This window comes from Tatumella sp. JGM130 (assembly GCF_018257525.1).
Taxonomy (GTDB): Bacteria; Pseudomonadota; Gammaproteobacteria; order Enterobacterales; family Enterobacteriaceae; genus Tatumella; species Tatumella punctata.
On sequence record NZ_JAERJS010000002.1, the window covers coordinates 176,796 to 195,554 of the forward strand.

Annotated in this window: 16 protein-coding genes and 3 pseudogenes; 13 read left to right on the top strand and 6 right to left on the bottom strand. The window is 49.5% G+C overall.

Going from position 1 to position 18,759, the window contains the following annotated elements; genetic code table 11:
* The first annotated feature begins 223 nt into the window (after positions 1 to 223).
* From JK211_RS01795 to JK211_RS01805, 3 genes are all read left to right on the top strand, one after another.
* Positions 224 to 817: a sorbitol dehydrogenase family protein gene (locus JK211_RS01795; protein ID WP_212706954.1), complete on the top strand. Its 594-nt coding sequence runs from the start codon at positions 224 to 226 to the stop codon at positions 815 to 817.
* A gap of 113 nt (positions 818 to 930) precedes the next feature.
* Positions 931 to 2,418 (top strand): cytochrome c, encoded by a 1,488-nt coding sequence (locus tag JK211_RS01800; protein ID WP_349290183.1) that lies wholly within the window; start codon positions 931 to 933, stop codon positions 2,416 to 2,418.
* A gap of 41 nt (positions 2,419 to 2,459) precedes the next feature.
* Positions 2,460 to 4,091 carry a GMC family oxidoreductase gene (locus JK211_RS01805; RefSeq protein ID WP_212706955.1) on the top strand — a complete coding sequence of 544 codons (1,632 nt, stop codon included), beginning with the start codon at positions 2,460 to 2,462 and terminating at the stop codon, positions 4,089 to 4,091.
* Positions 4,092 to 4,154: 63 nt separating this feature from the next.
* Here JK211_RS01805 and JK211_RS01810 read toward each other — a convergent pair whose 3' ends face one another.
* Positions 4,155 to 5,054 carry an EamA family transporter gene (locus JK211_RS01810; RefSeq protein ID WP_212706956.1) on the bottom strand — a complete coding sequence of 300 codons (900 nt, stop codon included), beginning with the start codon at positions 5,052 to 5,054 and terminating at the stop codon, positions 4,155 to 4,157.
* 120 nt (positions 5,055 to 5,174) lie between these two features.
* Between JK211_RS01810 and JK211_RS01815 the strand changes: the two genes are divergently transcribed.
* The 4 genes from JK211_RS01815 to JK211_RS01830 all read left to right on the top strand — a co-directional run bounded on the left by JK211_RS01815 (position 5,175) and on the right by JK211_RS01830 (position 9,361).
* Entirely contained in the window at positions 5,175 to 5,879 is a 705-nt protein-coding gene (locus tag JK211_RS01815) for a nitroreductase (RefSeq protein WP_212706957.1), read from the top strand.
* Entirely contained in the window at positions 5,876 to 7,030 is a 1,155-nt protein-coding gene (locus JK211_RS01820; protein ID WP_212706958.1) for an AMP-binding protein, read from the top strand. Before JK211_RS01815 ends, JK211_RS01820 begins: the two co-directional genes overlap by 4 nt.
* Positions 7,027 to 8,169, top strand: coding sequence for a thiolase family protein (locus JK211_RS01825; RefSeq protein WP_212706959.1), 1,143 nt, complete (start codon positions 7,027 to 7,029; stop codon positions 8,167 to 8,169). The genes JK211_RS01820 and JK211_RS01825 overlap by 4 nt, the downstream gene beginning before the upstream one ends.
* Positions 8,170 to 8,620: 451 nt before the next feature.
* Positions 8,621 to 9,361, top strand: coding sequence for a carbonic anhydrase (locus JK211_RS01830; RefSeq protein WP_212706960.1), 741 nt, complete (start codon positions 8,621 to 8,623; stop codon positions 9,359 to 9,361).
* A gap of 252 nt (positions 9,362 to 9,613) precedes the next feature.
* Here JK211_RS01830 and JK211_RS01835 read toward each other — a convergent pair.
* Positions 9,614 to 9,838, bottom strand: a pseudogene (locus tag JK211_RS01835) (hypothetical protein); the annotation flags it as partial.
* Between the two features lie 2 nt (positions 9,839 to 9,840).
* On the opposite strand from JK211_RS01835, the pseudogene JK211_RS01840 reads away from it, so the two are divergent.
* The 3 genes and pseudogenes from JK211_RS01840 to JK211_RS01850 form a co-directional block, all read left to right on the top strand.
* Positions 9,841 to 10,171 (top strand): annotated as a pseudogene (locus tag JK211_RS01840) (helix-turn-helix domain-containing protein); the annotation flags it as partial.
* Positions 10,172 to 10,209: 38 nt separating this feature from the next.
* Positions 10,210 to 10,902, top strand: a complete 693-nt coding sequence (locus tag JK211_RS01845) for a hypothetical protein (RefSeq protein ID WP_212706961.1) — start codon at positions 10,210 to 10,212, stop codon at positions 10,900 to 10,902.
* A gap of 236 nt (positions 10,903 to 11,138) precedes the next feature.
* Complete coding sequence (locus tag JK211_RS01850) at positions 11,139 to 11,618, top strand: type VI secretion system tube protein TssD (protein WP_212706962.1); 480 nt, start codon at positions 11,139 to 11,141, stop codon at positions 11,616 to 11,618.
* A gap of 154 nt (positions 11,619 to 11,772) precedes the next feature.
* Here JK211_RS01850 and JK211_RS01855 read toward each other — a convergent pair whose 3' ends face one another.
* Positions 11,773 to 12,084 carry a cupin gene (locus JK211_RS01855; protein ID WP_212706963.1) on the bottom strand — a complete coding sequence of 104 codons (312 nt, stop codon included), beginning with the start codon at positions 12,082 to 12,084 and terminating at the stop codon, positions 11,773 to 11,775.
* A 426-nt stretch (positions 12,085 to 12,510) separates the two neighbouring features.
* Here JK211_RS01855 and JK211_RS01860 point away from each other — a divergent pair, with 426 nt between their 5' ends.
* The 3 genes from JK211_RS01860 to JK211_RS01870 all read left to right on the top strand — a co-directional run bounded on the left by JK211_RS01860 (position 12,511) and on the right by JK211_RS01870 (position 16,096).
* Positions 12,511 to 13,896 carry a diaminobutyrate--2-oxoglutarate transaminase gene (locus JK211_RS01860; protein ID WP_212706964.1) on the top strand — a complete coding sequence of 462 codons (1,386 nt, stop codon included), beginning with the start codon at positions 12,511 to 12,513 and terminating at the stop codon, positions 13,894 to 13,896.
* A gap of 13 nt (positions 13,897 to 13,909) precedes the next feature.
* A complete protein-coding gene (locus tag JK211_RS01865; RefSeq protein ID WP_212706965.1) occupies positions 13,910 to 15,376 on the top strand; it encodes an aspartate aminotransferase family protein in 1,467 nt (488 codons plus the stop codon).
* Between the two features lie 408 nt (positions 15,377 to 15,784).
* On the top strand, positions 15,785 to 16,096 hold the full coding sequence (locus JK211_RS01870; protein WP_212706979.1) for a hypothetical protein: 312 nt from the start codon (positions 15,785 to 15,787) through the stop codon (positions 16,094 to 16,096).
* An 11-nt stretch (positions 16,097 to 16,107) separates the two neighbouring features.
* Here JK211_RS01870 and JK211_RS01875 read toward each other — a convergent pair whose 3' ends face one another.
* From JK211_RS01875 to JK211_RS01885, 3 genes and pseudogenes are all read right to left on the bottom strand, one after another.
* The gene (locus tag JK211_RS01875) at positions 16,108 to 17,199 is read right to left on the bottom strand and encodes an ABC transporter substrate-binding protein (RefSeq protein WP_371734567.1); all 1,092 of its coding nucleotides are present in this window, start codon (positions 17,197 to 17,199) and stop codon (positions 16,108 to 16,110) included.
* Positions 17,200 to 17,761: 562 nt separating this feature from the next.
* Entirely contained in the window at positions 17,762 to 18,535 is a 774-nt protein-coding gene (locus JK211_RS16870) for a hypothetical protein (protein ID WP_249213253.1), read from the bottom strand.
* Positions 18,519 to 18,759: pseudogene (locus JK211_RS01885) on the bottom strand (lipase family protein); the annotation flags it as partial. The pseudogene JK211_RS01885 and the gene JK211_RS16870, both read right to left, overlap by 17 nt.

An 18,759-nucleotide genomic window follows, 5' to 3' on the forward strand; every position in this document is an offset into this window, starting at 1 on the left:
TTAAAATAACAAGTTAAATTAATCTCCAGGGCTTTTCGATTTCCTTTATTGCAACCACCAATTCACATTCACAAAATACTGTTAACTTAAACTGTAATTTAATTTATGAAAGTGTAAATTTATGGTTACTTTTTGAGATTTATTCTGCTGCTGAGAGATAGAATCACAGGGCGTGAGTACTGTCATCGCGGACAGATGTGTCTAATACGTATCAAGGAAATTTATGAATAACAACAATAAGCCTGATCAACGGCAGCAGCTGAGCGAGCAAGGCCTGAGTCGTCGCCGGTTGCTTGGCCAGACCAGCGGGCTGGTGGCGACGTTTGCCATAGGTTCGGCAGTGGCCGGCGCAACACTCAGTAACAGCGCAACCGCAGCACCTGCACCTGCACCGGCAGCCCCGGATACCCGGACCCTGAACCAGTTTATGAAAACATCACGTTTTCTGACCGGACACCACAGTCTTGATCTGACTATGGGTGAGCGTTTGTATGTTGCCTTTGCAGATAAAAATCCGCAGTTCACAACTCAGCTGGCGGCACTGAACCAATGGATAGCCGATAAACAGCCCGCAGATGTCGAAGCCCTGCAGAGTCAGTTACAGGGGCAACCGCTACATGACCTGATGATGTCAGTGATTAAAGGCTGGTATCTGGGAGTGACTGATGACAGTCACCATGCAAAAGTTTACGGCTACCAGAATGCCCTGATGTATCAGGTGCCAAGAGACGGGATGGTGATTCCTACCTACGCACATAATGGTCCCGATTACTGGACTGCCGATCCGCCTCCGGTCGATCGTCTGCTGACCTTTTAAACAGAACACAACAAACTTCACGGTCGCGGTATACCGTCCGACTGTGGCTTTTTATTGTCTGCTGTTGTTACCCGTAACAAAGGTCTGATAGCAGAAATTTTTCCGGAGTTAATGTGAAATATCAGAAAGCGATACATGCAAAAAAAGCAGCCGGTTTTCGCCGAACGCTGCTGAGTGTCTGTCTCGGGGTCAGCGCATTAGGGGCACTGCCGGCATTTGCCGCGGAGCAGGTTCCTGTCAGTCAGCCCGCGGTAGATAACAGCGCCGATGCCTTACTTAAGCAAGGGCATTACCTGGCGATAGCCGCTGACTGTGCGGCTTGTCATACTGATCCAGAGACGAAGAAAACCTTTGCCGGTGGTTATGCTATTCACTCCCCGATGGGCGTCATTTATTCGACCAATATCACGCCGTCGAAGCAGTACGGGATTGGTAATTATACAGAAGCACAGTTCGAACAGGCGGTACGTCACGGTATCCGTGCCGATGGCAGCCATCTGTACCCGGCGATGCCTTATACCTCTTATGCCGGGCTGACAGATAAAGATGTCCATGCCCTGTATTACTACTTTACCCACGCGGTACAGCCGGTGGAGCAGGCAAACCGGCCAACTAACCTCGGTTTCCCGTTTAATATCCGTCAGGCGATGTGGGGCTGGAACCTGTTGTTCCTGAACCAGAAACCTTATCGTGATGATCCGTCACAGAGTGCTGACTGGAACCGCGGTAAATATCTGGTAGCTAACCTTGAGCACTGCGGTGAGTGTCATACGCCGCGTAATATCATGATGGGTACCGAAACCGGGAATGCTGAGTATAGCGGTGCCGCGTTAGGCAGCTGGTATGCACCTAACCTGACATCAGATCGTCTCAGCGGCCTGGGCAGCTGGCAGCGTGATCAGTTAATGACTTACCTGAAAACCGGTCATGTGACCGGCAAAGCCCAGGCCGCCGGACCGATGGCCGAAGCGATTACCAACAGCCTGCAATATCTTGATGATAAAGATATCGGGGCCATTGTGACCTATCTGCAAAGTCTGCCGGCGGTCAGCCAGCCTCATCAGGCGAAACCTACCGGTGATTTCGGGACATCGGCGGGTGCCAATCCGGACTCTGCGGTACGTGGCACCCAGCCGATGGGATCAGCGCTGCCTGAGGATATGAGCGGAGAGGCACTTTACGATACCACCTGTGCCAGCTGTCACCAGTCTTCCGGTGCCGGTACCGAAGATCATTTCTATCCGTCGTTATTCAATAATACCGCGACCGGGGGGAATACACCGAACAACCTGGTTTCGGCCATTCTGTTCGGTGTACAGCGTGAAGTGAAAGGTAAGCAAGTGCTGATGCCGGCTTTCGGACCAGGATCTGATGTTCAGTCATTAAATGATCAGCAGGTTGCGAAACTCAGTAATTATATCTTTAAACAGTTTGGCAACCCACAGCTTTCGGTTACCGCGGATCAGGTGAAAACCTTGCGTGAAGGGGGAGCTCAGCCTTTCCTGGCGAAATACGCGGCTGCCGGCTCGGTGGCAGGCGGAATTATTCTGCTGCTGATTATTGTTTTAATTATTGTACGGGTTTCACGTAAACGTCGCTGAGATACCGGGACTTATTGAATTTGTAGTATTTAGAGGTGGTTATGTCTGAACAATATAGCGCAGATGTGGTAGTGGTTGGTGGCGGCATCTGTGGTGGTACTGTAGCAAAAGAACTGGCGGAAGCCGGGTTATCCGTATTAGTGCTGGATGCTGGTCCGCGCTGGGAAAGGGGTGAAGTGGTTGAGAACTGGCGTAATATGCCGCCGGTGAATAAAGCCGAATCTGATTATGCGACACCTTACCCTGCAGAGCCCTGGGCGGTTCATCCGCAGCTGAACCCCTATAATAATTATCCTCAGGTGACCGGCCCGGATGCGAGCGCTTTCCGTCAGGGAATGATTAAAGGGGTCGGTGGCACCACCTGGCACTGGGCAGCCTCCTGCTGGCGTTTTCTGCCTCATGACTTACAACTGTATTCAACCTATGGTGTTGGCCGTGACTGGGTAGTGACTTACGATGAGCTGGAAGATTATTACTACCGTGCGGAAGTCCTGATCGGGGTTAATGGGCCGAACGATACTTCCCTGAAATATGTTGCACCGCGTAAAAAACCATTCCCGATGGAACCTATGCCTTATGGCCCGGCTGACCGTCTGTTTACCAAAGTGGTTGCCACGGCAGGCTATGATAATACACCGGTGCCTCAGGGCCGTAACAGCCGGCCTTATGATGGTCGTCCGCAATGTTGTGGTAATAACAACTGTATGCCTATTTGTCCGATCGGGGCGATGTATAACGGTATTCACAGTATTATTAAAGCGGAAAAAGCCGGAGCCAAAGTACTGCCAAATGCGGTGGTCTATAAATTCGATACGGACGAGAATAATAATATTACCGCGCTGTATTACTACGACCCGGATAAAAATTCACACCGTGTGACCGCACGTACGTTTGTGCTGGCAGGGAACGGGATTGAAACGCCGAAGCTGCTGCTGATGGCGGCTAACGATCGTAACCCGAAAGGTATTGCTAACAGTTCCGATATGGTCGGCCGTAATATGATGGACCACCCGGGGATCCTGATGAGCTTCCAGGCGGCAGAACCGGTCTGGACAGGGGGTGGATCGGTGCAGATGAGTTCTATCACCAACTTCCGTGACGGAGACTTCCGTCGTGAACAATCGGCAATTCAGATCGGCATGAACAATACCTCACAAAACCATAAAGCCGGTGTTAAAGCACTGCAGATGGGGCTGGTGGGTAAAAAACTGGATGAGGAAATTCGTCGTCGTGCGGCATGTGGAATGGATATCTATGTTAACCATGACATTCTGGCGAACCCGGATAACCGTCTGACCCTGAGTACAGAATATAAAGATAAGCTGGGCATTCCTTATCCGCATGTGACCTATGATGTGGGTGATTATGTCCGTAAGGCTGCGGTTTCTTCCCGCGAGCACCTGATGACTATCGCCAGGTTGTTTGGCGCGACCGAGATTGAAATGACCCCTTACTTTAACCCGAATAACCATATTATGGGGGGCACCATCGGCGGTCATGATCCGAAAGACTCGGTGGTGGATGGCTGGATGCGTACCCACGATCACCAGAACCTGTATATCGCTTCCGGCGGGGTTATGGCGGCAGCGGGTACTGTGAACTCAACCCTGAGTATGGTTGCTTTGTCACTGCGTGCCTGTGACAGTATTAAGCGCGACCTGCAACACGGTTAATTGTTCATTGTTTCAGGTATGATGACAGGCCCCGCGACGGGGCCTGATTTATTTGTGAGGAGGTCACAGGGAGGATGATGAAGCCGATTCCCCGGCCCGCGAGGGTGATAAGGGGCGGGAAGGACGGCTGTAATTGATCCCGATGGCGACAGCGATCAGGCAGCAACCGGCAAACAGTCTCAGCAGGGGAACATCGTTACCCCACAGCAGCATATTAATAATCAGCCCGACGGGCACATGCAATTCGTTGAAAACCGACAGGGTAGCCACTGAAACCAGAGTGCTGCCTTTTGCCAGCCAGTAACTGCCCAGCGCGGTAGCAACCACACTCAGATAAATAAGCACTGACCATTGGGCCCCGGACTGGGGTAAATGTCCCTGCTGCCCGAAAAAATAGTACAGGGGACCGGTAATACAGATAGCGCCAAGGAAGAAATGACCAAATAGTCGTGGCAGGGCGACATCCGGTTTATATTTCAGTAACAGCCGGCGGCACAACACCTGCCCGGCGGCAAACGTCAGGTTAGCCAACTGTAAAAGCCAGAAGCCTTTCCAGAAGTGTCCTGTCAGGGGATGATAGTGGATCACTATTCCGCCGGAAACGGCAAACATTGCCGCCAGCAGCGTCCATGGATTAAAACGCCGTTCCAGGGCATTATTGATCAGGCTGATATATAACGGTGTCTGGGTGGTAAATAACAGCATTTCCGGCACGGTCAGCAGAGTGTAGCTTTGATAGGACAGGGCATAGGTGATACCAAATTGCAGCGCACCTGCGGCCCAGAGACCGGCAATAAGCCGTGACGGCAGGTTCCGCCACACCATAAACGGCAGAAAAATAAGGGTACCTGCAAGGGTACGGATAAATACGGCAAAGTAACTGTCAACCTGGCCCGCCAGAAAATGGCCGGTCAGGCTAAAAGAAGAGCCCCAGAGAAAGGTAACGATCGCGAGATACCACACAGACTTGTAAACCTGTAGTTGAAAATAAAGTTTACGATTATAAAGAGACTCTTCACTACAGTGCAAGTGTCCGGTATCCTGCCAGCAGATATTGTATTGCTACTTCAGGTTGTCCCCTTAATGCAGACTTCAGAACACCCGCTGCCGGATTTTCTGGCTGATCGCCATTCCTGCCGTGCTTTTTTAACCGATGCCGTTCCCCTGACGGATATACAGACTATGCTTACCGCGGCCCGCAGCGCCCCGAGCGGCGCAAACCTGCAACCAGGGTCTTTCCATGTATTTACCGGACAACCCCTGCAGACGCTAACCCGCCGCTTATCGAAAATTGCTGAGACAACGCCGCCCGAAGAGGAGCTTTACAGTTATTTTCCCCGGCCGATGTCTGCGGTACTGAAACAACGGCAACGGGCGGCCGGTTATGCACTGTATCGGGCGCTGGGTATCGAAAAGCGTGATATTGCCGGACGAAAAGGTCAATTTGCTGCTAACTATCGCTTCTTCGATGCACCGGTTGGTATGGTTGTGACAATTCAGCGGGATATGGGGGCAGGCTGTTATATGGACCTCGGTATGGCGCTGATGAATCTGTTTCTGACCGCCGGTCATCTTGGCTACGGCTGTTGCGGTATCGGGGCGCTGGCAAATTACGGACGCGGTCTGCATCAGCTACTGGATCTTCCTGACGATCAGCTGGTGGTGTGTGGCATTGCGCTGGGGCGGCCGGACCCCCTGGCTGCGGTGAATCAGTTCCGTACCGACAGGGCGGCACTGGATGAGTTTTCTGTATTACATGGCTTTAATCAAGGAGAGCAAGGGCAATGAGTCAGTCACAACCGGCGATTTCTTACCACGGACGGCCTCTTGCGACGGCTCGGGGAGAGCAGGCGGAGGCATTACGCCTGCTGACTGAACGTTACGGCCGGGGAAAAAGTTTTCGTGCAGTCAGTCAGGCACCGTGGATCGAAACGGTGGCCGATAACGATCATATTGAATGTACTACCTGTGGCAGTAGTGGCGCGCCGAAAGTTATTCGTCGTCATCGTTTATCCTGGCAACGTACTTTTGATATCAATCAGCAGCTATTCGCACTTAATCATCATGATCGCAGTGCGGTATTTGGCGGATTAAACCATTCACTGTCACTGTATGGTGTCTGTGAGTCGTTACACCTGGGGATCCCTCTGCATGTTACCGGAGGCATGCGGCCACGTAATCAGATTGCTTTACTGGCAGAGTTTGCGGTAACGATTCTTTATATTACGCCGACCCAGTTGCGTTTACTGACCAGTAGCGGACAGCGATTACCTGATGTCCGGTTGATCCTGTGTGGCGGCGGTAAGCTGGATACGAAAACCCGTCAGCGGGCAATGGAATGTTTTCCTTCTGCGCAAATCCATGAGTTTTACGGTGCTTCAGAGACCAGTTTTATCACTCTGGCGGATGATCAGACCCCCGAAGGTTCAGTGGGCAAAGCTTATCCCGGAGTCCGTATTGATATCCGGCATCCGCGGGACGGTGCCGGTGAAGTCTGGGTAAGCAGTCCTTACCTGTTCGATGGTTACGCCGCAGGAGGCAGTGCTGAAACCCGTATTGACGGCGATTTTATCACCGTCGGCGAACTGGGCTGGCTGGATGAACAAGGCTATTTATGGCTCGCTGGCCGGCGCAGCCGAATGGTGACCATCGCCGATCAGAATGTTTTCCCGGAAGCCGCAGAAGCGATTATCAGCCAGCGACTGGAGCAGGGGGCTGTGGCGGTTATTGCCTGCGCTGACCCTCTGCGCGGGCATGTCCTGCATGCGTTTATTCAGGGTCAGGCGGATCCGTTGCTGGAAAAACAACTACGCGCCGATATCAGTCAGCAGCTGGGCAAAGAAAGGGTACCCCGCTGGTTTCATTTTATCGCTGACTTTCCGTTACTGAGTGGCGGTAAACCTGATCTGCAACGTCTGGAGGCATCGCTGAATACGTGAGTGTTATTATTGCAGCATTACGTACCGCAGTCGTTCCGCGCGGCGGTGCATTTAACCAGTTACAGCCACATCAGCTGGCGGCACCTGTGGCTGAGGCCTTATTAACCCAGGCAGGGATCGCCCGCGGTGAGGTTTCGCAGCTTATTCTGGCAAACTCCCTCGGTGCCGGGGGCAATCCGGCGCGGGTGACAGCGCTGGCGGCGGGGCTGGATCAGGTGTCCGGGATCAGTATTGATACCCAGTGTGCCGGAGGGCTGGATGCGGTCGCCCTGGCCTGCTCGCTGGTGGACTCGGGGATGGCTGATATTGTGATGGCTGGTGGTGCAGAAAGTTATTCCCGGCGGCCACTACGGGCCAGAACATTCCCGGACCAGCGGCCCGCCGAATTTTATACCCGGCCAGCATTTACCCCGCAGGCCGACACCGATCCGGATATGACCGAAGCGGCCAGCGCCCTGGCCGATAAGTATCATATCACCCGTCGTGAGCAGGATAATTATGCGCTGGAAAGTCATCGTAAGGCACTGCTGGCGGCCAGTGAGTTAGGGCGTGAGATTGTGCCGGTTGCCGGTGTAACGTCTGACGTATACAGCAGGGCCCTTTCGCCACGTCTGGCGCAGCGGGCACCGTTACTGGCAGGATCGGTCAGTCTGGTTTCCACCGCCGTTGAAGCAGATGGCGCTGCGCTTTGTGTTGTGGTGTCAGAGCAGGTGGCAGCAAGACTTCAGCCAGCCTTTGCCCTGACCTGCAACGGATATCAGACTGCCGGTGCTGACAGCCGTTTACCCGGAGCCGCGCCGGTTACGGTGATCCGCCGCTTATTTGAGCGTTATCCGCAGTTTGATCCGCGTCTCTGTGTGACAGAGATGATGGAGGCCTATGCGGCACAGGCGATAGTATGTATCCGGGAAAGCGGGCTGACTGCCGCGAATGTAAATCTGGGCGGCGGCGCGCTTGCCAGGGGCCACCCGATCGGTGCCTCAGGGACTATTCTGCTGTGTCGTTTATTCCATGAACTCCGCCGTCACCGGCAGCAACAGGGGGTATGTGCAATAGCGGCAGCCGGCGGAATTGGGTCGGCCATGCTGCTGAGCCGCTGGAACAGACCGGCGATATCATCCATGACGGGGTTGCCATAAGCCCGGTTCCCGGTTCCCGGTTTATGGCGTTATTGGCTTACTGAATCTGAAGGGGCGGAGCCCTTCTGTGGCGGTGGCATATTATATCGGGTGGGAAATAATAGCGCGGATATATTTCCCGTCCGGAAAAAAACGAATGGTTAATTTTTGTACATGGACGAAAAAAACAACCCTGTGATAGCATTTCGCGAATTATAAACAGGCGATTTCAGCATTATGCTTTTTAATTCGTATAATTAAACTATTAATTTTTACACCAGTAAGACTCCGATAAACGTTTTTATGTAAATAGTTTATTTTTATGTAAATAAACTCCACTCCGTTTATCTCTGTCAGTCGGTAAATACTCTGTGTGCTTATAAGTTTATATTCTGTTATTCATTTTTTTGTCTGTTGTTAATTAACTATGTTGTTTGTATTAATTTTTCCAATCCACCTTCAGGAGATGTACATGAAAGATAATCACCCGTTGCAGTCATCGCGCCGTGACGTATTGAAAAAAACCTTTGCCTTGTCACTGATATCAGTCACAGGCGCAGCGGCTATTCCGTTGCCGGCAATGGCGTTCAGCGATATCCTGAGTAAGGAAGAGCGTGATAAAATGACCCCTGATGAGATTATTGAACATTTCAGACAGGGTAATATCAGATTCCGTCAGAATAAGCCGATGGAGCATGATTACCTGGCGCAAAAACGCAGAACATCATCAGGACAATATCCTGCTGCAGTGATACTGAGTTGTATTGATTCGCGCGCCCCGGCTGAAATTGTACTGGATACAGGGATCGGTGAAGTATTTAATTCCCGGGTGGCAGGTAATATCAGTAACCGTGATATTCTGGGCAGTATGGAATATTCCTGTGCTATTGCAGGGGCAAAAGTTGTGTTTGTATTAGGTCATACCCGCTGCGGGGCTGTCCGCGGTGCGATAGATAATGCCGAACTGGGTAATCTGACTGGCTTGTTAAACGAAATTAAACCCGCGATTAGCCAGACCGTCTATCAGGGAGAACGAAAAGGAAGTAATTATGATTTTGTTGATGCAGTTTCCCGGAAAAATACAGAACTGACTATCGGTAATATCCGTAAAAATAGCCCGGTACTGAATTCCATGGAGCAGGAAGGAAAAATTAAGATTATTGGCGGGATGTACCATCTGATTGGCGGGCGGGTGGAAATCTTCGAAGTCTGACGATATCCGCTGCTGATTTAACCGAAGGCAGGGATATAAAGAAACAACGCTTATGCCGTTACTTGCCTTATGTTATTAAGTTTATATATACACCTTTTGTCGCGAATTATAGCCGGATAATAACTGAGCGTTATTCACTCGGTGCTGGCAGTAATGACTTTCCTGTGCATTGGTCACCTGTACGCTGGCGATAGCCGGCTCTGTTATACCAGGGGTCAGCGTCATTTTTATCACAGTAACCCAATCTGCTTAAAGCGAAAGCAGACGTCCAATTTTAGACGTTTCACGCCGGTGTTTTTCCTGCACGTCTGCCATAAGCGGTTTAGCCCTGCTGCGGCTCTCATCCTCAAGCGGCTTCATATGGAAAAACATCGCATCCACCAGGTTGCCGCTGAACTGGCGATAGCGGATACAGGCATAACACAGAAGGTAAAGGCGGGACTGCTCAGGCTTCAGGTTACGTAGATCGTAAATGGTAAGTTCCGAATGCAAGAGAAATTGCTGATGCCCTTCAGACCCGTGGCGTGAAGCTTGCTCTGGGCAACAGATCCGATGGGTAAGATGTTCTTTAATGTGCTGGCGACGTTTGCCGGGTTTGAAGGCGATCTGATACGTCTTCGCACGCGCGAAGGGATGGCCATTGCACGGGCGAAAGGAAAACTGCGGGGGAAGCAGCCGAAGCTGTCAAATAAACAGCAGAAAGAGCTTTGCAGGATGCACGGAAGCGGCGAGTACTCTATCAGCGATCTGGCTGAATTATTCTCCGTCTCCCGTCCCACGGTCTATCGGACGCTTTCCCGTGGGAAATAATGGAAAATTGGATCTAATGAAATAAGCAAGGAGCAGTTATGTACTACAGAAATGAAGTTATAAGTTATTTGCAGGCTAATAAAATTCTTGCGTTAAAACTCGACCACGCATTAGCGGGGGTAGGAAAAGCCGTATCAAATCAGATTGATACAATCGGTGCAGGTGCAACGCGTGTGCTGTATTATACATCCTGCTTTACTGATGAATATCAGGATGTCTGCCAGAAACAAAAGTCTGAAGATATTCGATTTAAAAACGGTGTTGTTTATCTTCTTCGAAATGGTGATGTTGCATATGACATGCTAAAAATATATTTCGAGGAAATATTTAAATATAAAACTTCAGAGCAGCTTGAGCATATCAAAAAAATGCTTATGGCTGTTAATATCCATATTGCCGCAAGTTCACTCACAAGTGCGGGGTTTGCTTTAGCAACAGCATCATTTGTTGCTGCAGGCATGAATCTAAGTCTCGAACTCAGTGCAATAGCAGGGCGAAGAGCGGGAAGTGTTGCGGGGGTTATTAGCGTATATGGCGTTGTGCAGAAAGCGGCAGATAGTGCGCATAGTCTTCATATTACTTATCCAGCGTACTACTCAGCGTTATATGCTCAAGAACTGGAAATGATGTACTTCCTGATAGAACCATTGTTTGAGAGGGCTGAGGCATTTAAAGCACAATCGGCATCGGATGATGGTATTGCAGATATCATCACCAGGATGATTCGGTAAGTCATGATGAATCTTATTAAAAGATTTTTCAGGCGGGTATTCAGGTCATTAATTTCGTATTATGGCCCGGCAGTGCTGACAATAATTTTCGCTTTGGTTCAGGGTTTTTTATTCCCGGACAGCCCGATCTGGCTCATCCCTTTATTTTTTGTTTTTGTGATGGTTGTTTTATCTATATGTGAAATTGTAAAGATCAAACGCCGGCATTAACGTAAATTTATTTATAAGGAAATAATATGTCTACACCCGCACATTTATGGCTTGAAGATGAGAGCGGCTCTCCGGTAGTCGGTAGTTGCATGATGCCACTTCGGCTGGGGTCTATCGAGTTAAAATCATTCTCTCACGGTGTCACTATTCCGGTTGACCCGAGCCGGGGAAAACTTACAGGTACGCGCGTTCACCGCCCTGTCACAATAGTGAAAGAATTTGATCAGACAACGCCACTTCTGTATCGCGCTGTCTGCGAAGGCCGGACCATGAAGAAAGCGACAATCAAGATGTACCGTATTCTGGAATCGGGCATTGAGGCTGAGTATTTCAATATCATTCTGGAAAACGTTAAGTTCACTACAGTTGCACCATACCTGTCACCTAACGGTATGAGTAGTACTCACCTTGAAACGCTCGAATTGCGTTATGAAGCGATTACCTGGAAGTATACGCAAGGAAATATTATCTATCGTGACTCATGGAACGATCGTTGTTGTGCCTGATAACGAAGGAAATCAGAGGAGGTGGATACCTCCTCTGACACAACTGAGGAGAGACAATGCCGGCTCGGGGTATCTCGTGAAAGGTCGGAACAGATTAAATAACACCCTTACCCGAATTCCCAAGCCATAAGCCTGGCTTTCCCTCGATGGGACTTTAGACCGAACCTTGCTGTTCGATTACTAAAACCCTACTAGCAACTTGAGGGTGTGCGACATGTTCAGTTCCTTCACTAGCATAAAAAATATCACCAACATGAAGTGTTTTTACCTTAATTTCATTCCCGATTTTGTAGTGCATATCAACAACTCCGTCCATAACAGCAAAAACCTCTTGCCCATCGTTGATATGCCATTTGTAAGGACTATCAGTCCAGTGTAATTTCACGCTAGTTTGGTCAAACATGGCAATAGGTAAAGACCCCCATGGCTTGTTACTTTCGAAATCCTTACTTCGAATAAATTTCATGGCTTTAGACTCACATTAAACAAATTTTGTTAGGAGTTCTACGCCGGAACCGCCGAAATTTCCGGCGTAGAACTCCATTATGGGCGCATTTATGTCCCGGTCAGCAGAGTATATAAACAACCTTAATATCGATATTCTTATCACCCATCCCCGTTCCTGATGCGGGCAGGTACATTTATCTGCCTGATTTTCTGCATGATAATCAGGCATCAGCACACCGGCTGATTAATTATAATGCAGCCAGCACTCCTTTCCCGGATTAACCTGTCTTTTATTGTTGATTCTTAAGGATATCTCCTGATTTTTCGCACAAATTAACTATTGAGCCGGCGGGTAAAAAAAACTATATTAGCCGCGCTTTATATACATCCTTTTTTTTAACTATTTTCAATCCGGCCAGTGCGTGGTCCGGGTTGTAGGAGTGATATGATGACGGATAAAGTCCGTATTAATACTTTGAGTGCTAATTCATTACCACAAAGCAATGAAAGCCTTCTGTCCAGACAAGCCGGATTCGAATCGAATGTCAGGAGTTATCCACGTAAACTGCCGCTGGCGATCACCAAAGCGCAGGGCGTATGGATCACCGATGCAGACAATAAACAGTATCTTGACTGCCTTGCCGGGGCCGGAACACTGGCACTGGGCCACAATCATCCGGAAGTGCTTCACAGCATCCAAAGTGTTATTTCCAGCGGCTTACCGTTACATACGCTTGATCTGACCACACCGTTAAAAGACGAATTCTCAGCCTATCTGCTGTCGCTGTTGCCGGGTGAAGGTAAAGAATATTGCCTGCAGTTTACCGGTCCTTCCGGGGCTGATGCAGTAGAAGCTGCTCTTAAGCTGGCCAAAAAAGCGACCGGCCGTAGCGGAATCATCAGTTTCTCCGGTGGTTACCATGGTATGACCCATGGCGCATTATCAGTGACCGGCAACCTGTCACCTAAAGAAGCTGTCGACGGCCTGATGCCGGAAGTACAGTTTATGCCTTATCCGAACCAGTACCGTTGCCCGCTGGGTATCGGCGGTGAAGCCGGTACGCAAGCGCTGGGTTATTACTTCGAAAACCTGATCAACGATGTTGAAAGTGGTGTCCGCAAACCTGCGGCGGTAATTCTGGAAGCAGTGCAGGGTGAAGGTGGTGTTAACCCTGCGCCGGTTGAGTGGCTGCAGCGTATCCGTAAAGTTACCCGTGAACATGGCATTGTGCTGATTATTGATGAAGTGCAGGCTGGTTTTGCCCGGACCGGTAAACTGTTTGCCTTCGAACATGCGGGAATTGAGCCGGATATTATCGTGATGTCTAAAGCGGTCGGCGGAAGCCTGCCTCTGGCGGTGCTGGGCATTAAGAAAGATATTGATGTCTGGTCACCCGGCCACCACACAGGGACGTTCCGCGGTAACCAGATGGCGATGGCCACCGGTCTGACAACCCTGAAAATCCTGAAAGAAGAGAATATTGCCGCGAAAGTGGCTGCTCAGGGAGAATGGCTGACGGGCAGGTTACAGGAGTTGCAGAAACGTTATCCGGTGATTGGGCAGGTTCGTGGCCCGGGACTGATGATTGGTATTGAAATCGTTAACCCTCAGCTGCCTCAGGACGCTATGGGCTGCTACCCGGCAGATGGTGAGCTGGCAGGCCTGCTGCAGAAAACCTGCTTTGAAGAAGGGCTGATTCTGGAACGCGGTGGCCGCCATGGTTGCGTATTACGTCTGCTGCCGTCGCTGCTGATCACTAACGATGAGCTGGACATTTTCCTGGAAAAATTTGAGCGTGCATTGCTGAATGCCGGCGTTCAGCCAGCCTAAGCGGAGTCATAATATGTCAGATATTAATCCGATCCTTTGCGGATCGGCCGAAAGCATCGCTGCCTATCAGGCGGCTATCGAACAGAGTTCACAGGCCGTCGTGCAGTGGTTACAGCAGCCTGAAATGTATCAGGGGAAAACCGCCGGGCAATTACGCGAGCGCATTAATCTTGAGTTCACGGCTCAGGGACTGGGTAACCAGGCTGCCATTGAACGTGCCGTCGAGTTTTTCCTGAAGGACAGTCTGTCGGTTCATCATCCGCAGTGTGTGGCACATTTGCATTGTCCGAGTCTGGTGATCAGCCAGGCGGCAGAAGTCCTGATTAACGCCACGAACCAGAGTATGGATTCCTGGGATCAAAGCCCGTCCGCGACTATTATTGAAGTCAGACTGATTGAATGGTTGCGTGAACGGGTCGGGTTTCCGGCCGGTGATGCCGGAGTGTTCACCAGTGGCGGTACTCAGAGTAACCTGATGGGGTTAATGCTGGCCCGTGATGCCTTTTTTGCCCGCCAGGGACATTCTGTACAACAGCAAGGACTGACAGGCGACCTGAACAAAATTAAAGTGTTTTGTTCCGAGCACGCCCACTTTTCGGTACAGAAAAATATGGCGCTGATGGGGCTGGGCTACCGGTCAGTAACTCTGGTAAAAACCGATGCCTTCTCGCGGATGGATATCAATGATCTGCAACAGAAACTGGCACAGGCGAAGGCTGACGGTGAGCAGGTACTGGCGATAGTTGCAACCGCCGGAACCACCGATGCCGGTGCTATCGATCCGTTAACTGAAATCACGGCGCTGGCAGCAGAACAGGATATCTGGGTTCATGTGGATGCAGCCTGGGGCGGGGCATTACTGCTCTCTGAAAAGTATCGTCATTACCTGCAGGGGCTGCAGGCGGCTGACTCAGTGACTCTCGACTTCCATAAGCAGTTTTTCCAGACAATCAGTTGTGGCGCGTTCCTGTTAAAAGATGCCCGCCATTATGAATTGATGCGCTATCAGGCGGCTTATCTGAACTCCGATTTTGATGAAGAGCAGGGGGTTCCAAACCTGGTCTCTAAATCACTGCAAACCACCAGACGTTTTGATGCCCTGAAATTATGGATGGGTCTGGAAGCGCTGGGCCAGAAGAAGTATGCAGAAATTATCGATAACGGGGTGTCTCTGGCACAGCAGGTTGCGGCCTATATTAAGACGCAGCCAAATCTGCAACTGGTGATGGAGCCACAGCTGGCCAGTGTGTTATTCCGTTATGTTCCGCAAAATCGCACCGTCGATGCGGCTATAGGGTTACTGAATCAGCATATTGGCGATACATTGCTGGCATCAGGGAGTGCCAATGTCGGTGTGACTGAAGCCGATGGTATTACCTGTCTGAAACTAACATTGTTAAATCCGGTGGTTAATTTAGCGGATGTAAACGTGCTGCTTAACAGCGTACAGCAGTGTGGTGCGGAGTTATTTAACGCCTGATCACTCAGTCAAAACCGGTAATTTAGTGTTACCGGTTTTTTTATACACACGTTAGTTACAACATACAATTATGTCTTTTAATAAACAGGTGCAAAACATCAGCAACAGAAATTAATCATTATTTCCGGCAACCTTATCGTTATCAACGGGTGACCGGAAGCATATCTGATGTCCGTATAAATGGTATTCCGCACCTTCGCAAGCCCATTTTCGGGGAGATTACCCGGCATGGAAGAAGGTGCTATCGACATGAAAAATACCCGTCATAGTACCGGGAATAGTGATTGATTGAGAGCTGCGCTTGAATCGGGAGAATAGTTGAAAAACAGCCTCAGTATACAATATTTTCCGTTTCCCAAACGGAGCCATGTTATGCTGAATTATCATCTTCAGAAGAGGTTTTTGGTTATGGCTGATAAAAAAATGATTTCCATCGACCAGTTCGATACTGAGGATCGGCAAGCAATACAGATACTTTATCACCAGTTAATCGAAAAATACCGGCAACGCACGGGCAGGCTGCCAGATGTAAAAAAAGAAAAAGAGTTTACTGCTGAAGCCAGACAACAAATCATGTCACAGAAAGTCAGCAAAGAAAAAGCAGCTGCTGAAAAGGCACAAAAAAAACCTGGCCGAAAGAAAAAACCACAGTCACTCGCGGCCAGTGAAGTAAAAGACTTTAACTGGTCGGCATCCGTCGCCAAAGGCTGCCGATGCTGACCGGTTAAGATTCAGTTATTAATCCAATAGGTTCCCGTTTCAGGTAATGACAGAAATTGCTGGTTCATCTGATGCAGGGTTTGTTCCGGTGAGAGATCAGCAAATAATTGCGGATGAAATTTTTTAGCGAAAAATTCAACAGCAAGTAAATGCCAGGGACTCATATAAAAATTTTGCCAGAGGGCAGAAGCATGGTGATTTGTGACTGCCGGTAATAATCTGGCAGTGCTGTCACTGGCCAGCACTGACGCAAATGAGGCTTTAGCCTGGAGGGCAGAAACCTGCGGCCCCAGTTGCAGCTGGCCGGCCTTTTCCGGCCCGGCTGATCCGGTGGCGATATATATATCAGGATTATCTACTAATAACGTCTCCGGGCTTAGCTGGCCAAAGACGGAAGAAAACCGGCCTGCCGCAATATTATCACCGCCGGCGAAAGCAATAAGGTCGGCCAGATTACCGTGGGATACGGTCGTGCAGCATACATTTTTTTTCCCGAGATTTAATTGTAAAAACACCCGCGGCTTAGCGCCATGCCAGCCGGAGAGACGATCACGGATTAATTGCATATGTTGCTGATAAAAAGCAATAAAACGTTCAGTTTTTGCCTGATCATTCAGCGCCTGTCCCAGAGTTCTCAGACTGTTTACTGTATTGCCTAACAGGTCCACCCGAAAATCAAGAAACAACACCGGAATATGGGCCGCGGATAATTTGTTTACAAAGGAATCAGTCTCTGGCGGGGTTTTAGCATATACCGGCAGGATCACCAGATCCGGTCGCAGACTGATAATCCTCTCCGGATTTAACTGAGAAAAGTTAGAATTACCAATTAATGGAATACCGGCAATTTCCGGATACGCTTTAATGTATCTGTCCAGGGTCTGACTATCCAGACGACTTAAGTCTGCCGGCCAGCCGACGACACGCCTGACCGGGTTACCGTCCTCAACCAGGGCCAGGGTATAAATCATCCGGCTTTCGCCAATAACAATCCGCTGCGGATTGTCAGGAACAGTCACCTGTCGCTGTAAACTGTCCGTCAGCACTTTACTCTGTGCTGCAACCGGTAACACCAGTGCCAGCAAAAAGCATATTTTCTTTATTGCTCTCATTAAAACTCCTGTAAAGAGAAACGCCACAGGCGGTTCTCTTTATTGTGATTAGCGATCAGACCCCGGCCGCCATTAACTTCAAATTGCGAATTATACCTGCAGATGACTCCCGGGTAATAGTTATGATGCTTGTACGCTCAACCGCACAGCGATTTCTTTAAGTGAGAGACATAAGCCGTATCGCAAAACGGTATTTCAGTGAGAAACGGAGCCATACTGTACAGATTACCGGCAATCCGGGGGAGGGTGCGCTACGTGAATCCTGAGAGAAAAGCAGGGGTCTGACCCTGCAGATTTCACACAGGACAAGCTGTTCAATATCACATTTTTACCATTCCAACATAATATCCGCGGAGCAGATAGCGATAGCAGGGATAACCACGGCGGATAACTAACGCAATTTAAATATATTCATGAAAAATGCGTGGCATATCAGGCACAGAAAATGATGATGCTCAAAGATCCGGTATTACGGGATACGTATAAAACGGGGAGCTACAGCCCGTAATCCGATACCTGAGGACATAATACTGAATATGATAAATTTGATTGTTTATTTCAACAACGACAATAATCTTTGATAATCAGGGTTAACCTGGCGGACATGCTCTTCATTTCCATCAGGGTAGGTTATAACCATCCCGACTCCTCGTTGCTTATCCGCCTCAAGTGACACGTTTTTTTCCGCATGAAACATTGGCTCTATCACTATATTTTTAGTATTCCGAAGCCTGTAACGCCTGCTCGATTGTTCATAATCCGTATTCCCCCCGAACATTTCAATAATTGTCTCGTTAAACATATGACTGATATATGTCATCGGGAAAAAATCTGTTTTTAAATCAAGGTCTCCACTGACTTCTTTTGCCCTTCCTGTTCCATATCCGTCACTGAGCCCGTAATCATCAAAATCAAAGATATAGCTGGTTTCAATAACCTTTTTACCCGTCACCAGGGGGTTGCTGTCAGAAATCTTAAAACTGACGCGCAGAGAATTAAGCTGCCACTGGCATGGGCCGCCGCCGTCAACGGCGATATTCTGCTGCAGGATATCGCCGCTACCCTGTGGTCTGAACGCCTGTTTAAAACCGTTAAACCCCCGAATTTCATAGGCTTTATTACTCGAATTATAGTCTTTGCTCTTACATCGTTCGGAGCGGTAAAGCATCTGCATCGGCAGCAGCGTAATACCCTCAGGTACCCTGACGGACACCGTTACCCGCTGCGCATTATCCGGTGGTAACAGCGTTTGATCCGTACGCCCATCACACCCTGATAGCAACACGAAAGCAGGCAAAAACACGGCGATTTTAGATAGAATATTCAACTTCTTCCTCCGTTACTGCCGTAAAGCGGAGCAGGGCATTCCTCCCGGTTTCTTCTGCCTGTGTCCGGTGCAGCGTAACCGGAAGCATGTTCTGAAGGGCAATGAACTGCCGGTTACGCTCAACCTCATCGGGATTGCTGCAGGCCGCGCTTTTCTCAACTTCCTCCCGGAATTTTTCCCGCATCGCTTTCCTGCTCATCTCCCGCGCCGGATCGGCCAGCTCC

What these genes read in the sequence shown, in the direction of transcription:
- JK211_RS01855 (WP_212706963.1), bottom strand. Translation starts at nt 12,084, where the DNA reads ATGAAATTTATTCGAAGTAAGGATTTCGAAAGTAACAAGCCATGGGGG.
- JK211_RS01830 (WP_212706960.1), top strand. Translation starts at nt 8,621, where the DNA reads ATGAAAGATAATCACCCGTTGCAGTCATCGCGCCGTGACGTATTGAAA.
- JK211_RS01845 (WP_212706961.1), top strand. Translation starts at nt 10,210, where the DNA reads ATGTACTACAGAAATGAAGTTATAAGTTATTTGCAGGCTAATAAAATT.
- JK211_RS01795 (WP_212706954.1), top strand. Translation starts at nt 224, where the DNA reads ATGAATAACAACAATAAGCCTGATCAACGGCAGCAGCTGAGCGAGCAA.
- JK211_RS01815 (WP_212706957.1), top strand. Translation starts at nt 5,175, where the DNA reads ATGCAGACTTCAGAACACCCGCTGCCGGATTTTCTGGCTGATCGCCAT.
- JK211_RS01865 (WP_212706965.1), top strand. Translation starts at nt 13,910, where the DNA reads ATGTCAGATATTAATCCGATCCTTTGCGGATCGGCCGAAAGCATCGCT.
- JK211_RS01850 (WP_212706962.1), top strand. Translation starts at nt 11,139, where the DNA reads ATGTCTACACCCGCACATTTATGGCTTGAAGATGAGAGCGGCTCTCCG.
- JK211_RS01860 (WP_212706964.1), top strand. Translation starts at nt 12,511, where the DNA reads ATGATGACGGATAAAGTCCGTATTAATACTTTGAGTGCTAATTCATTA.
- JK211_RS01870 (WP_212706979.1), top strand. Translation starts at nt 15,785, where the DNA reads ATGGCTGATAAAAAAATGATTTCCATCGACCAGTTCGATACTGAGGAT.
- JK211_RS01820 (WP_212706958.1), top strand. Translation starts at nt 5,876, where the DNA reads ATGAGTCAGTCACAACCGGCGATTTCTTACCACGGACGGCCTCTTGCG.
- JK211_RS01805 (WP_212706955.1), top strand. Translation starts at nt 2,460, where the DNA reads ATGTCTGAACAATATAGCGCAGATGTGGTAGTGGTTGGTGGCGGCATC.